The following is a 15,143-nucleotide window of genomic DNA, read 5'->3' on the forward strand; positions in this document are numbered from 1 at the left end:
CCTGGCCCCTACGCGTAAGCCGATAGGAGTTAGCGCGCATAGTATGAGCGCCTGCAATAGTTATCATAAGTGAGTTTTCGGGCGCATGGTATGCCTGTGTGCGCCCCTACATTCATCATAAGAATACAACGCGTAACAGAGATACAAAGACAACAGAATAGGACTTAGAGGTACGACAACTATTGAAACAGTATGGTCACTATCTCCCCCGCACGTATACCTACATGTACTGCTTCTCCTGGGCGTCCCCTCACGCCATCCTCGCCGCTCCAGAAGATTTGCTCCTGTCGTTCCTCCAATAAGTTTGTCACAAACGCGCGCGTGCAGGCAAACTCAGGTAGAATTTTGCCCTCTACAGCATGGCCGAGAGGATTATACACGCGCACAATTGTACCCTCTCCATCGTTGCTGCGCTTGATGGCGCTCACAACCAGTTCGCGCGGCTCAACCTCCACCTGCGAAGCTCGCGAGTCCAGCACTCCCTTGTGCTGTCCCGTCACGCTGGCCCAGACCGGTATATTGAAAGCCTGCGCCTCGCGCAGCACAAGCGCCTCCTCCGCCTCCCAATCGCCGCCATGAGGCACGAGCGCGTAATCGAAAGCCTGCTCGCCCAGGCATTGTGCCTCCGGCGTAAATTCCATCGGGCCGGCATGCCCATGACGAGTAGAGAGGTCACCGCGAGAAAGCCATTCCACACAACGTAAAAGGGTAACAGCAACTGCCATTCCTCCCGGTTCGACGCCTGGGCCTTGCTGCAAGACCTCGTATTCCGGCAGGCCGCGATTGAGTATACCCAGCCCGATTGTGCCATTGCTGATATCCACAAAGCGCTTCTGCGGGAAAGTGTTGACCGGCGCTTCCGCCCAATCCGAAACATCGGCAGGACGAGGAGCTGCGACGGGTCTCATACGAACCTCAAAAGTACTTTCCGCGGCAACATGCTCTACTGTATATGATACAGGGAAGACCACACGCAACCGGTGATCTTTAACCCTGTTATCAATACGAGTATGAATGGCAATACGTCGCACACCTGGAATCAGGGATACTTCGCTTACGATGGGACACTCGATCATATTGGAACTGCGCTCGTCGCGATCAGGAGAGCAGGAGGCCGGTAGCAGCCAGGTTCCCCGGATACGCAGCGTCGCCTGTACTCCCCCGCTGTTGATCACTTCAATCTCAGGCGGGTCAATCGGCTCGCTAATCAACGAATCTTGCGCCGGCGGGCTGTAATTGTACAGGTCGCCTACATCGCCGCCATCCACAAAGCGGTTGAGTCCTGTAAAGACTGCCCCGGTCTGTTTATCCGTGATGGTAAGTGTTCCATCATCCCTACTAGCTACAACGTTGTAGAATTCATTTTCGATGCATGCTTGCTGTTGCGATGCCATTAGAGAAGTTGAGGTCACCGTGACATCATTTTGCAATCCTCTTGGATAGACCCAGAAAGTTTTGAAGCCAAAAGCAGGCAGATCGGCTGCGACAAATTCGATGGTCTCGCGCGCTTCATCAATCAGGGACGCCTCAAGAATATCGATATCTTCGCCCTGGATCAACGCCAGCAGGTCCCGCTCAGCCTTAATCAAGGCCTGTTCATCGACGGTTACACGTCCACGCGGTGTGATCATCACTTCGACCGAGGCTGTACGAGGTTGTTTACCCATCTCAAGATGAATGCGGCTGATGACATAGGAACTCTCAGGCTGCCCAAGTAAGGATGTCACCATGCTCTCGGCTTTATGCACAAGTTCACCGGCGGCCTCCGTTCCTTCAACAGCCAGCGCCGCGGCCAGCGTTTCACGTGGCAAGGTCATAGAGCCGAGATCCTGCGTCCAACGATTAATGATGGCGAAGGGCATATGCCTGCCCTGCTCGTCGACAATGGCTGCATCCGCCAACGAACCGGGGAACTGGATCACGACTCGCACTTTCTCTGTGCGCGCTCCCGGTGCCGGATTGAACACGACGATGGGTATAGGCTCCAGATCCTGCCCGGCTTGCAGTGATGGGAAAGGCGCGCGCGTGTCAATCTTCGACATAATGCGGTCGATGGCCTGCCCAACCAGGCTGTTGCCGACCTGCTGGCTCTGAGCGAAGCGCACGTTATTTTCACGATGGACCTGATCGATGCTACAGCCACAGATGCTGTCATGGGGATGATTTTGCAGCAAGAACTTCCAGGCAAGTTTCACCAGGCCGGTGGGATATGGCGCCCCTAATTGGGATGCCCAGACAGTCAACGGTTCAACCGCGTGCTCCAACAGGTGTTCTGTGAAGGCATTCTGTTGCTTGATCCACATGCGTGTGGAGAGGACTGAAGGCAGCAGATGCGAGAACTGGCTGCTGCGCATATCACCGCTTAATACCTGTAATGGAGCGGCATCAGGATTGCCCGCTTGCCTGCGCACAACATCAACATACTGCGGCAGCGTCCCGATTTGTATCCGAATGGAGCTGTATTGAGGCGCATCCGCATTTTTTCTGGGACGCGCATACTTCGCCAATAATTGCTGGTGTTCAGGCTCAAGATGCGCCAGCAGTTTGTTCACGTTCGCGATGATCTCCGGCAGGCCATTCTGCGGCATCAGGTGATCGGAGCCGTTCATGAACAAGAGCGTATCAGTGGTAGCCTTAGAGAGGAGCGGGGCAGCGAGCAATTCGACGCGCGTGATGAATTCGTCTACATTCAGCGGCATCTGGCGCGCATTGGAGTATCCAAGAGCATCGGCAAGATGAATGACCAGCACACGCGTGCCGTCGGGAGCAGTCCAGTAGAACTCGCTTTTCTCGGCCTCCGCGCCAACACCGCGCCAGAAAACGGCGTTATCGATGCCGAACCCTTGCAGTATCTGGGGCAACTGCGCAATATGGCCGAAGCAATCCGGTACGTAGCCAACGCGCATTGGCTCTCCAAATTCGCCGGCCTGCCGCAAGCCCCTCTGCAAGTTGCGTACCAGCGATTCACCACTGACCAGGAACTCGTCCGGCTGGATATACCAGGGACCGACCTGAATGCGACCGGAGCGCGTATATTTCTTCAGGCGCTCCTCCTGCTCCGGTTGCACCTCCAGATAGTCTTCCAGCACGACGGTCTGTCCATCTAACAGAAAATGAGTGAAGCCAGGGTCGTTGTCCAGGATGTCAAGCAGGCTGTCGATTGTCTGTACCAGCCGGAAACGGAACTGCTGAAAAGTCTGATACCATTCGCGGTCCCAATGAGTGTGTGGAACGATGATGATGTTGAGCTGCTGAGCCATGGTCTCCCTTTTCCAGGATGTTGCGGGTAAAAAAATAGCGTCTTCCTTGCGTCACTATGATTAGTAACGAATGATACCGGGTGGTAGTGACTTTCCATCATTATACTTGATAAGCTAACTTTTAGACAACCTTTCACCTTTCACGCTTAAAATTGACAGTCTGCTTTTTTCCTGATACTATTTCATCGTATGCCGTTCTGTATTTCACGTGGATGAGGTTGCACGCAAACAAATCAGCCGGGGAACGACCACAAGAAATCACCGGAGAAATCAGTCTTGCGTGGGAATGAGTAATGTGTTACACTAAAGGAACTCGTACATGCGTTCTAGAGGAGGTTCTTCATGGCCCGAGGGAGTAGCTATGGCGATAAACCCCCGCTGACTCCTTTACCTTTTCCGGTCGACGCGCCAGTAACCAGGCGTGCCACCCGTGTGCTGCCGGAAGCGCAGCCACAAAAGGAAAAAGTAACACAGATATTACCAATAAGACAAAAAGAGACTCAAGCTTTCACGTATAAAGGCCCTCACCCACTGGCGCGGCATCGCTCCTGGCTCGCACCGTTTATCTTATGTATAGTTATCGTCGTACTGAGTTCTTTCGTGCTGATTAGTGCGGCTGTTTTTCAGCGGCATGATAATCAAAATCTTGTCACGTATAATGGACAGTCCTTTCCTATTCAAGTAGGTGGCTCTATCAGCGCGTTTAATACCTGGCAGAACAGCACCGGGCCGATAGCGACCAGGACGCCTATTCCCGTACAAGTAAGCACAGGACCCTATTCCGTACTGGGCAAGCCGACCATTTCGGCTGCTTTCATCAACCAGGTACTCGCCGCTTACGGGTCGCCCGCCGCGGGCACCGGACAGCAGATGTACGACCTGGGCGTGAAGTACGGCATTGACCCGGTATACGCGCTGGCCTTCTTCATGCATGAAAGTCTCTTCGGCACGACCGGTGAGGCACGCACCACATTGTCACTTGGGAATTTGCGTTGTATTCCTACACGCCCCTGTATCGATCAGGATAGAGGAGGATACGCGCAGATGTATAGCTGGGTAGACGGATACGAACAGTGGTACAAGCTTATACGCAATCTCTATGTTGCTCAATGGGGGCGTGTTACTGTTGATCAAATCATTCCCAAGTACGCTCCCAGCAGCGACGGTAATGACGAAGCTGCGTATATTGCATCGCTCAAGCATGAGGTCGATACGTGGCGAGCGGGGATTCTCAGGCCGTAAGCAGTCCCCGTTCGTGCGCCTTGCTCAGCGCCTCGGTGCGCCCCGAGACATTGAGTTTCTGGTAAATGTTCGCCAGGTGGAAATTGACTGTCCGCTCGCTGACAAAGAGCCGGGCGGCAATTTCCTTATTGCGCAGGCCGCGTGCCAGCAGTTGCAGCACTTCCTGCTCGCGCGCCGTCAACATCTCATGGGTGATGTTTCCGCGGGCCTGCTGGCCGAAGCGCGAGATCAGGCGCCCGGCGATCTGCGGCTGTATCAATAGTTCGCCGCGCGCCACCGTTCGTATGGCATGAGCCAGTTCATCGGGGGAGATATCTTTCAGCACGTAGCCGTCCGCACCCGCTTGCAGCGACTCATACAGCAATCCCTCGCGATCAAGCGTTGAGAGCAACAGGACGCGGGTTTCGTTATTGAGTTGTTTTATCTGCCGTAAGGCGCCCAGGCTGGAATTATTGGGCAACAGTGTATCCATCAAGACGACCTGCGGCCCCAACTCCATCATCTCGCTCACCGCCTGCACGCCATCAGCTGCCTCGCCCACCACCTCAAGATCAGAAAAACCCTCCAACATGTGTTGCAATCCCGCGCGGGTCACCGCCTGACCATCCACTACCAGAACCCGTATGCGCCCTTCTGGATTTGCTTTAGTGCCGGGAGTATCGTGGAACAGTGAGGCCTTCGCTTCAGAGTGCATATGATGATTGTAGGGTACGCGCACCTGTACCTGGGTTCCCTGCTCCAGGCCGGCATGTATCTCTAATGAGCCACCGAGTAGTTCAATACGAGCGCGCAGGGCATCCAGAATGGGCATCTTCCATTCTACCCCTCCCACTGCCTGTCGTGAGGCCGGCACAAAAGGTGGCGCGGGAGCACCATCATTATTCGCGAGAGTCGCTTCGTCGTCCTCAGATGGCACCCCATCGTCTTCGATGCTCATCAGCAGATCATCGTGTCCATACACCAGTGTGAAACGCAGCTTGCGCGCGCCGCTGTGCCGCTGAACCTGGCTGAGGGCCTCCTGGCCAATGCGGTACATCAGCCGCTCAATATCATTGGAAAGGGGACGCTCTTCGCCTGAAAAGGCCACACGGCTTGAAAGGCCCAGTCGTTCCGCCGTCTCGTCGACAAGACCCGAGAGCGCTCCAGTCAATGAAACGCCGGGTAGATCGACCAATTGCAGTTCACTGCCGGTAATACTCACTTCGTAGAGTAGTTCGCGCGTCATCTGCTCAAGTACTGACAGCCCATTGCGCATAGCATCTCTATCAAAAGGCATACCGTTCTGAGATGAATTATCCCCCGCCTCGTTGCTCACAAGATTTTGCAGCGCATTGATCTGAAGCATCATTGCGCTCAACCCCTGGATGAGATGCACGTGATCTGTTTGCTGTAGAGCGTCTGCGGTTTGCATGCGCTTTTCCCTCTGGCCTGCTCATCGATAAGATACAGGTACATTATCGCATATATTTTCCTGATGATTCATCTACTAAGGCTAATTACAGATGATGGCAAAGTAACTGACAAACCGGCAGGGGGTCGAATATGGTTTTTTACAACGTATTCCGGCAATGGACGCGCGGGGCGATGAAGCGGCCCGTGAGGGCCGCTTCATCCTAGTGTACGGCCTCCAGCACGATTTTTCCGTCCTTCGCGTCGATGTCCACGGTATCGCCGTCACGCACGGTGCCGTCGAGGATGGCGCGGGCAACCCGGTTCTCCACCTCACGCTGGATGACACGCTTGAGGGGGCGAGCGCCGAACTGCGGATCATAGCCCAGATTCGCCAGCAATTCTTTGGCCCTATCGCTCAAATGGAGCGTGATGTGGCGCTCGGCCAGGCGCGGGCGCAGGCGATTGACCTGTATTTCCACAATCTGCTTCATCTGATCGCGCGTGATCTGGCGGAAGACAATCACCTCGTCAATGCGGTTGATGAACTCAGGCCGGAAGCCCTCCTCACGCAGGCGCTGGCGTACCAGGCGCTCTATGCCCTCCTCGTCCATACCATCGAACTCATGCAGCCAGGCTGTACCGACGTTGCTGGTCATGATAATGACCGTGTTCTTGAAATCGACTGTGCGACCCTGACCATCGGTCAGACGGCCATCATCGAGGATTTGTAGCAGCACGTTGAAGACTTCGGGAGCCGCCTTTTCGATCTCATCGAAGAGAATAACGCTATATGGGCGACGGCGCACAGCCTCGGTGAGTTGACCTCCTTCTTCATAGCCCACGTAGCCGGGAGGGGCGCCTATCAACCTGGCGACACTGTGCTTTTCCATGTACTCCGACATGTCGATGCGAATGAGTGCGCGCTCATCGTCGAAGAGAAATTCCGCCAGTGCGCGCGCCAGTTCAGTCTTACCAACGCCGGTTGGACCCAGGAAGATGAAGCTGGCCAATGGACGATTGGGGTCTTGAAGCCCGGCACGCGAGCGACGGATGGCATCTGAGACGGTACGCAATGCCAGTTCCTGTCCAACCACGCGCTCGCGCAGGCGATCCTCCATCGTGAGCAACTTCTGCACCTCGGCCTCCATCAACTTGGAGACGGGAATATGCGTCCATTTCGAAACGATCTCGGCGATATCCTCGGCATCGACCTCTTCCTTGAGCATACGCGCCCCCTTGATGTTGGTCAGCTTCGACTCCATATCCTGGATGCGCCGCTCGAGGTCGGGTATAGTACCATAGCGAAGCTTGGCGGCTTTCTCGTAGTCATAGGCGCGATCAGCCTTCTCGAGGTCAAGTTGTGCCTGTTCCAACTCCTTCTTCAACTGGCGAATTTGCTCGACAGGCTCTTTTTCACTCTCGAAAGAGAGGCGCAGGTTGTGCAATTGCTCGCTCAAGTTGGCAATCTCTTGCTCAACTCTGGTGCGACGCTCGCGGCTGGCCGGGTCGGTCTCTTTTTTCAGCGCTTCCTGCTCGATCTGCAACTGGCGAATGCGGCGGTCCAGGGCATCAATTTCCGCGGGTGTGCTGTCGAGTTCCACGCGGCGGCGGCTGGCGGCTTCGTCAACCAGGTCGATGGCCTTGTCCGGCAAGAAACGGTCGGTGATGTAGCGATTGGAGAGGATAGCGGCAGCAACCAGCGCGCTATCCGTGATGCGCACGCCATGATGCACCTCGTAGCGCTGTTTAAGCCCGCGCAGGATACTGATGGTATCCTCGACCGTTGGCTGGTCGACCATCACGGGCTGGAAGCGGCGCTCCAACGCGGCGTCCTTCTCAATATGCTTGCGATACTCGTCCAGGGTGGTTGCGCCGATGCAGTGCAGTTCGCCGCGCGCCAGCATGGGCTTCAACATGTTGGAAGCATCCATCGCGCCCTCAGCAGCTCCCGCGCCTACCAGCGTATGCAGCTCGTCAATAAAAAGGATAATATTACCCTCGGAACTGGTCACTTCTTTGAGTACGGCTTTCAGGCGCTCCTCGAACTCGCCACGATACTTGGCGCCTGCCACCAGCGCGCCCAGATCGAGAGTAACGACCTGTTTATCGGCCAGCGTTTTCGGAACATCGCCGCGCACAATACGCTGGGCCAATCCTTCAACAATCGCGGTTTTGCCCACGCCCGGCTCGCCAATCAGCACGGGATTATTCTTGGTGCGGCGGCTCAGCACCTGGATGACGCGACGAATCTCTTCATCTCGCCCGATTACCGGATCGAGCTTGCCCTGCTCCGCCAGTTGCGTCAGGTTGCGGCCATATTTCTCTAACGCCTGATATTTGCCCTCGGGATTTTGATCGGTCACACGCTGCGCCCCGCGAATCGATGTAAGGGCCTTCAAAACATTATCGCGTGTCAGGCCTGCCGCCCTTAATGCTCGCTGCACAGGCCCATCGCCGGTATTGAACATGGCGAGCAAGAGATGCTCCACGCTCAGATATTCATCGTGGAAATTGTTCATTTCCTGCCACGCATCGTCCAATAGCTTGCGCAGGCGCGGCGAAATGCTCGGCTCGCTGCCACCATAGGCACGCGGCATGCGCTCAATATCGTTCGTAATCATACGCTGCGCCGCGGCCAGGTCGCCGTTTACCTTGGCGATGATCTGCTGCGTTACGCCGCCTTCCTGATCCAGCAGCGCCGCAAGCAGGTGTTCGACCTCTATCTGACTGTTATTGTATTGCTTTGCTAACTCGTTTGCCTGAGTTATAGCCTCTCGTGCCTTTTCAGTGAATCGTTCAACTTTCATAGTCTGCCTCCCATAATCTATCCTTCATAGTGCATCTTCTATGATATTCTAATAGTTTACTTAGTGCTTATCCGAAAACCTCTACTTTTTATGCACTCAGCATTCTATGAGGGAAAAGAGGTCAATCTGAACGTGCTTCTTTTTGCCCCTATCGCTCAGGATTGAGCAGGCCACGTTCTATGGCGAGAGCAACGGCTGAAGCGCGCGAATCTACTCCGAGTTTGGCGTAGATGCTGGCAAGATGGGCTCCCACTGTGCGGATACTGATACCTAAACGAGCGGCTATTTCTTTGCTGCGTTCTCCGCGCGCTACTCTCTGAAGAATTTCTCGTTCTCGCTCGGTCAGTTCCATGCCTGGAACTGTGTCCAAAGAAGGCGTTGCATCTTTCGCTTGCGATGACGTCAGCGCAAACACACGCGCCAGCATTTTCGGTTGGAGGAGCACTTCACCACGCGCTGCTGCCCGGATCGCATGAAAAAGTGTTTCACGATTGGTGTCTTTTAGAAGATAGCCGCAGGCACCTGAGCGCAGTCCACGCACCATCAGATCATCTTCGTTGTACGTGGTCAGGATAACTACCGCAATCTGCGGCCAGGTGTTGCGAATATGCGCAATGGCCTCCAACCCATCCATGCCCGGCATCCGCAGGTCCATCAGGACCACATCTGGTTGGCATTCCTCCACCACGCGTAGCGCCGTTGCACCATCCGCCGCGTCTCCGACCAGAGTAAACCCTTCTCCTGCCAGTTCCAACATCATACGTAAGCCCTCCCTGACCACCAGGTGATCATCGACAACCACCACGCGAATGACCTCTTGCTCATTGCTCATCACATCTACCTCCCTCTGTTCCCAGAAGTCGCAAGCGAATGGTGGTTCCCTTGCCCGGAGCACTGATAATCTGAAGGTGCCCTTGCAGCAAGCGCGCGCGTTCGCGCAATCCAAGCAAGCCATAATGACCGGCCTGCCGCACCGCAGCTTCCGGGTCGAAACCAATCCCATCATCTCCTATCTCAAACGTGCATCCCTGTTGATCACAGTTCGCGCAGATCCAGGCTCGCGTGGCCTGCGCATGGCGCGTAATGTTCATCAGGCCCTCAGCAACCAAGCGCAGGAGATGCTCATGTAAAGCAGGCGGAAGCAACAGCGTTTCCGGCAGAGAGCAGGCACAGACGATACCAGTGGCGGAGGTAAAGCGTTGGATTTCGTCCTGGACTGCCTGGAAAAAGCTTTGCGTGTTCTGCGTTTCGGCGCGCAAATCCTCGATTGCCGCGCGCGCCTCTGTGATCGTGGCCCGTGCGCGTGTCATCGCCTGTTGCACAATGGCTTGTGCCTGATTGGCTTGCTGTTTGAGTAACAGGGCATCGACCGTCTCCAGTTGCATGGTCAAACCAACCAGCCCCTGGGCCAGTATATCATGCAGTTCGCGCGCCATGCGCTGGCGTTCTGCCATCAATGTAAGATCTTCGACCTGAGCCGCATATTCCTCCAACTGCTTGTGGGTGGCTTCCAACTGGTCGTGCGTCGTCTTGAGTTCCGCGTGGGCGCTTTCCAGTTCTCGCAGCATTGCCTGGTCCCTCTGGTGCGCTCGGCCCTGCTGGATATAGAGCAAGACGCACGCGATGACAAACAAGATCAGCGTTGTACTCCCAGTTAAGATGCTGGTCAATTTATTCACAGCCCCAGAGCTCAGGATGGATACAATCTGCGTTCCCTGGGCCAGGCCAAAGAGGAGAAGGCAGCCCGCTCCTACCAGAATCGCCAGGCGTGTTTGCTTGAGCAGAGTAATGGCCTCAATGGTGAGCGCAAGACAGAGGCCAGGGATCGCACTCTCAGCCTGGGCCAGAAAAAAGATCAGAAGCACAAGTCCTCCCTGCGCGAGAAAAGAGAGCAGGAGATCCCAGTTTTTGCGTAAAGAGAATGCACCCCAGTGTAGCCCGGCATGCACGACCATCAGGAGTGTAAAAAGGATCAGGTTAAACTGAGGACCACTTACGGCTCCTGGGGGCACCTTGCCAGGATTCTGGCTCTGGCCTGGCAAAGCTGTTTGCAAGGTTTGAATATAGACCAGCACTATCCACAAAAGGAGAAGCCAGCGCAAGGGAGATGTTTGATTGCTGCTCATGTGTGTGTGTTCTCTCATCAGTGTTTTCCTCTGTAGCCCGACCACGCTCTGACTCTCTTTCAAATACTTTCTGGTCTCGCCTCAGCCTCTCACCTGTTCAAGTATAACATGGCTGGCTGGATAGCACAACAGCCATTTCAGCAGCTTTGTTCGCCGAAACTACCTATGCCTCTTTCGGCAATTTTTGTTGCCCGGTTTACCGAGACGCGTGTGCCGGAAATGCTGATGTCAGGGATCTGAGAGAGAGATAGACTGGTTTCAACAAGCAGAAGCCAGGGATGAAACTATATGGCCTTGCAAAAGGGGAAAGAATTTATGACACAGGCGATCCTGCCAATGACATTAGTTGTCGGCATATTCTTGCTACTAGGAGCGATGATTTACCTGGGCGTGCGTAACCCGGTCTTGCTGCGTCTGGGGTTGCGCAATACGCTGCGCCATCCTACCCAGTCACTGATCATCATCGCCGGTCTGGTGCTTTCGACCGGGCTGATTACTACGTTCATTGCGCTTCCTGACAGTCTCAACGCTTCAACCGTGGCTGATCGGCTGGCACGAGTTGGATACGTGGATGAGGCTGTCACCGGTCCGCTGACCCAGGATCAGGTGACACAAGCTCTGACAGGCCTGGGAAGGCTATCGCAGGTACAGGCGGCAACAACAGCCTTTCTTCAAGGGGCAACGGTGACCTCCGAGCGGACGCAGGTTTCCTTTGGCAATCAATCTGCTGATGGCCTGTATCTCCTGGCAGTCCCGCCGGCATTTGACCAAGTCTATGGACCTATTACTGACAACCAGGGTCATGCACTTCATTTTGCAGACCTGCGCCCTGGCGATGTGTTCATCAGTAATACGTTGGCCCAGCGTTTTGATATTCGCCCTGGAGATCGTCTTCAGATGAAACAGCATGGCCTGGTGGGTACATTTCCTGGCGCGGTACGGGCTATTCTTTCCCATGATCTGGTGTTGACTTCGGCTGAGCTTGCCGGCAATGCCGCGTTGCCCGAGGTCATTGTGTCCACGGCAACGATGCAACAGGTGTTTGCGCAGCGCTATCATCTGTCCTTTGTTCCCAATCTCTTGTGCGTGAAGAATGTCGGTTCGGGGGGCCTGGATGATAGTGGACCTGGTGGCAGCCGCAGCCAGGCCGTGCTTCACGTGTTGCAATCGATTTTCAGGGTGGCTCCCGTCGATACCTCGAACCCGGAGATTACGCGTTCCTCCACCGATCTGACCAACGTCAGCATCCATCCACTCAAACCCGGCGCGGTCACATTCCAGGGATCGGAGAGCTTCGCAGGCAACGTCTCCCTGGTCCCGATTCTCAGCGACAAACTGGAACTGAGCCTCTCCCCTGCGGCGCGGCAGCTTTTTCTTTTGCTCCCGACGTTCTCCTGTTTGCTGGTGGTGGCAGGCATCTTGTTGCAGATCCTGCTCAGCCTGCTGTTGGCAGTAGAGCGACGGATGGAGCTGGGCATGTGCCGCGCCATTGGGTTACAACGTCGTCACCTGGTCTATGCCCTGCTGATCGAGGGGTGTGGCTACGGCGTGGGAGCCTCGTTGTTTGGCGTCGGACTGGGGATTGCAGTCCTGGCACTGGAACTGGTTGTGCTTGGACAGGCTCCCACCCTTTTTGATCCGAATGTGCCTATTCATACGGGACGTATTGGGCTTTTCCTGTCTGTGAGCTGGCAAAGCATCGTGACGGCCTGGAGTATCGGGGTGCTGCTCACCGTTGCTGTTGTGGGGATCTGCTCCATCTGGATAAGCCGCGCGAACATTGTCGCAGCGTTGCGCGACCTGGATGATCCGCCCACAGCGCGCATTCCACTCCAGATGATGGTGCGAGCTCTCAGATGGCAGTTCTTCGATGCCGCTGGAGAGCTGCTGCCGGAGACGCCAGCAAAGCGCCATGCTCGGCTGCTCGGAATGGCTGGCCAGATCATGTGGGAACTGTGCGCGCGGGGCGTGCTTCCTCTCATTCTCGGTTTTCTCTGCTTTGAAGCAAACATCCTGCAGGAACCGCCAAACGCCTGGCTGCAACTGTCGAGTATGGCACTGTTTATCGCTGGCGGGGGACTGCTTGCCAACTGGGCCCTGTCCCAGTTCGATCTGGCACCATCTCTGGTACACCGGATTAGCTTCAGTCTCATAGGCCTGGGATGGCTCGCCCTGGGGCTTCAAGCGGGTATGACGCTCTTTGTGCAGGCCTTCGCTCCCACCGAAGCAGTTTTAGCCCGTGGCTCGTCTGTCGAGCAACAGCCCGTGCTCCAGACGCTCCTGGTGCTCTTTCTTCCCCTGCTAGGAGAGGTGATTCTCGTGATGAGCAACGCTGATCTGCTCGTGGGCGCGCTCTCCCTGCTCGTGCGCTGTATCCGCAGGTTGGCCCCACTCAGTCGTCTCAGCCTGGTCTATCCACTCACCTTCCGTTTCCGGGTGGGAGTGACTGTCTTGCTCCTCGCGCTGATTACGTTTCTGGTGCAACTGCTGGCGGTGAACAATCTGAGCGCCATTCAACAAACGCAACTGCCGTTGACGACCGGGAATTTTCAGCTCGAACTTTCCACCACTGATCCACAGGCAAGCCAGATGCTGGGACCACAGCTCCTCGCGACTCCGACCACGCTGCGACAGGATATTGCCGTTGCAACACAAATGCGCTTCCTGTACAGCCCGACCGGCCCTACAACACCTATCGTGCTCCTTCCCGGCCATCCTACCTACGGCTCTGGCTATCCGCCAATGGTCGTGGATGCGACCTACCTGTCGCAAACCACGATGCCGATGTACGCGCGTGCGCAGGGATACACTTCAGACCAGCAGGTGTGGGCAGCAGTGCGTGATCAGCCGGGTGACGTGGTCATGCACTACCAGGATGGCCTAGGGCTTCCGGCAAGGAATGGATTTGCGCCCTTTGGCGTGGATATTCCTGGTAGCGCGGCTCCAGGTGCCACCCACCACCGGGTCACGGTGGTTGGGATCGTGGCGGGCAATACACACTGGCCAACGATTTTCCTCTCGCAGAGAACAGCGGCAGCGATGGTTATGCACCCCTCGTCCTGGGTCTATTACTACTTCCGGTTTCAGCCAGGAGTCAGTGCCGATCAGGTGATCAGTGATCTGCACCGCACGCTGCCCCTTTCCGCATATAGTGTAGAACTTCGCCCACTGGAGGAAACTGATCAGAATGCCTACACGGCCAGTCTTACCTCGTTTTTGTCGAGCTACCTGGCCATGGGCCTGCTCTTTGGCGCTTTCTCTATCGGAGTGATTACGAGTCGGGCAGTCGTCGAACGCCGCCAGCAGATCGGGATGCTGCGCGCGCTGGGCTTTTCTCGCGGCCTTGTCCGGCGCTCGTTTCTGCTCGAAGCGAGTTTTCTCATCACCCTCGGCTTAGTCATCGGAACTATTCTAGCCTGGTGGCTCTATATCCAGGTTGCCCACGCGGCCTCACTGAGTGTTGCGATCCCACCTGTCCCTGTAGTGGTGCTCTTGATCGGCAGTTACCTTGTAGCCTTTGGCTGCATCGTCCTGCCCGCGCGGTACGCTTCGCGCATTCCCCCCGCTGAGGCTCTGCGCTATGAATAGAAACATGAACAATGAAAATGCTGAAAAACGAGGAGATAATAATTCCATGCGTGATAACAACAAAATCCTGAAAGAACAACCGGCTTTGCAGCTCTCACAGCAGAATGGCTCACCGGCGCGACCGCGACGTGGAGGCTTCATCTTGCTCATCATCCTGGCGGCAATGGTCATTCTCGGTGCCGGTGGCTTGATGCTCTGGCAAGCATCCATGTACCCGGCTGCACCGTCCCCCGGCACAACAAAAAACGTCCAGGCAGGCTCATCGACAAACGCTGCTGGGCCAGGAAAAGGTCCTGGTGGAACAATCCAGGCAACTGTGCTGGGCCAGAATGACCCGCCAATCTACTGGGAGACCATTCAAACGCAATTTGCTCAGGGCATCCATCTGAGTGTGGCTCAAACACAACAGGAGCTTCAAGCTGCCAATGCCCAGGCAAAATCGCAGCAGAGCGCAGATCCAGGCGCGGCAGTCGCTATAGTAGCGCAGCAGCAGGGCATTTCGACCGACCAACTGCGCCAGATTGAGATTGGAGCGATTCAACAGGGCTGCGCACAACTGGTTCGCCAGGGCGCGCTAACTCAGCAGCAGGCCGATCAACGCGTGCGGACCGTGCAAAGCTGGGATCAGAATGCCTTAAACCAGTATATTCTGTACGCCTTTTCCACCAATCAAAATACTCAGAAGCACTAGGAGCCGAGCCGCAGGCAAGCGGCGGCTCTCTATTCCA

The 15,143-nt window shown here is 55.7% G+C and carries 8 protein-coding genes; 3 read left to right on the forward strand and 5 right to left on the reverse strand.

Annotated features, from left to right (window positions below):
- Positions 1-179: 179 nt before the first annotated feature.
- On the reverse strand, positions 180-3,260 hold the full coding sequence (locus tag VFA09_27610) for a glycoside hydrolase family 38 C-terminal domain-containing protein (protein HZU71074.1): 3,081 nt from the start codon (positions 3,258-3,260) through the stop codon (positions 180-182).
- Positions 3,261-3,602: 342 nt separating this feature from the next.
- Between VFA09_27610 and VFA09_27615 the strand changes: the two genes are divergently transcribed.
- Positions 3,603-4,502, forward strand: coding sequence for a hypothetical protein (locus VFA09_27615; protein HZU71075.1), 900 nt, complete (start codon positions 3,603-3,605; stop codon positions 4,500-4,502).
- Here VFA09_27615 and VFA09_27620 read toward each other — a convergent pair.
- The 4 genes from VFA09_27620 to VFA09_27635 all read right to left on the reverse strand — a co-directional run bounded on the left by VFA09_27620 (position 4,492) and on the right by VFA09_27635 (position 10,845).
- Complete coding sequence (locus VFA09_27620; protein HZU71076.1) at positions 4,492-5,913, reverse strand: LuxR C-terminal-related transcriptional regulator; 1,422 nt, start codon at positions 5,911-5,913, stop codon at positions 4,492-4,494. The genes VFA09_27615 and VFA09_27620 overlap by 11 nt on opposite strands.
- 202 nt (positions 5,914-6,115) lie before the next feature.
- Entirely contained in the window at positions 6,116-8,701 is a 2,586-nt protein-coding gene (clpB, locus tag VFA09_27625) for an ATP-dependent chaperone ClpB (protein HZU71077.1), read from the reverse strand.
- 148 nt (positions 8,702-8,849) lie between these two features.
- Positions 8,850-9,533: a response regulator transcription factor gene (locus tag VFA09_27630; GenBank protein ID HZU71078.1), complete on the reverse strand. Its 684-nt coding sequence runs from the start codon at positions 9,531-9,533 to the stop codon at positions 8,850-8,852.
- Positions 9,523-10,845: a sensor histidine kinase gene (locus VFA09_27635; protein HZU71079.1), complete on the reverse strand. Its 1,323-nt coding sequence runs from the start codon at positions 10,843-10,845 to the stop codon at positions 9,523-9,525. The genes VFA09_27630 and VFA09_27635 overlap by 11 nt, the downstream gene beginning before the upstream one ends.
- A 297-nt stretch (positions 10,846-11,142) precedes the next feature.
- Here VFA09_27635 and VFA09_27640 point away from each other — a divergent pair, with 297 nt between their 5' ends.
- Complete coding sequence (locus VFA09_27640) at positions 11,143-14,415, forward strand: FtsX-like permease family protein (GenBank protein HZU71080.1); 3,273 nt, start codon at positions 11,143-11,145, stop codon at positions 14,413-14,415.
- 46 nt (positions 14,416-14,461) lie between these two features.
- Complete coding sequence (locus VFA09_27645; GenBank protein HZU71081.1) at positions 14,462-15,106, forward strand: hypothetical protein; 645 nt, start codon at positions 14,462-14,464, stop codon at positions 15,104-15,106.
- Positions 15,107-15,143: the final 37 nt, after the last annotated feature.

Source organism: Ktedonobacteraceae bacterium (genome assembly GCA_035653615.1).
In the GTDB taxonomy this organism is placed as follows: Bacteria; Chloroflexota; Ktedonobacteria; order Ktedonobacterales; family Ktedonobacteraceae; genus DASRBN01.

Bases quoted from the DNA above. Each gene is read 5' to 3' on its own strand.
- VFA09_27640 (HZU71080.1), top strand. From the start codon at position 11,143: ATGACACAGGCGATCCTGCCAATGACATTAGTTGTCGGCATATTCTTG.
- clpB (HZU71077.1), bottom strand. From the start codon at position 8,701: ATGAAAGTTGAACGATTCACTGAAAAGGCACGAGAGGCTATAACTCAG.
- VFA09_27635 (HZU71079.1), bottom strand. From the start codon at position 10,845: ATGAGAGAACACACACACATGAGCAGCAATCAAACATCTCCCTTGCGC.
- VFA09_27620 (HZU71076.1), bottom strand. From the start codon at position 5,913: ATGCAAACCGCAGACGCTCTACAGCAAACAGATCACGTGCATCTCATC.
- VFA09_27610 (HZU71074.1), bottom strand. From the start codon at position 3,260: ATGGCTCAGCAGCTCAACATCATCATCGTTCCACACACTCATTGGGAC.
- VFA09_27645 (HZU71081.1), top strand. From the start codon at position 14,462: ATGCGTGATAACAACAAAATCCTGAAAGAACAACCGGCTTTGCAGCTC.
- VFA09_27615 (HZU71075.1), top strand. From the start codon at position 3,603: ATGGCCCGAGGGAGTAGCTATGGCGATAAACCCCCGCTGACTCCTTTA.
- VFA09_27630 (HZU71078.1), bottom strand. From the start codon at position 9,533: ATGAGCAATGAGCAAGAGGTCATTCGCGTGGTGGTTGTCGATGATCAC.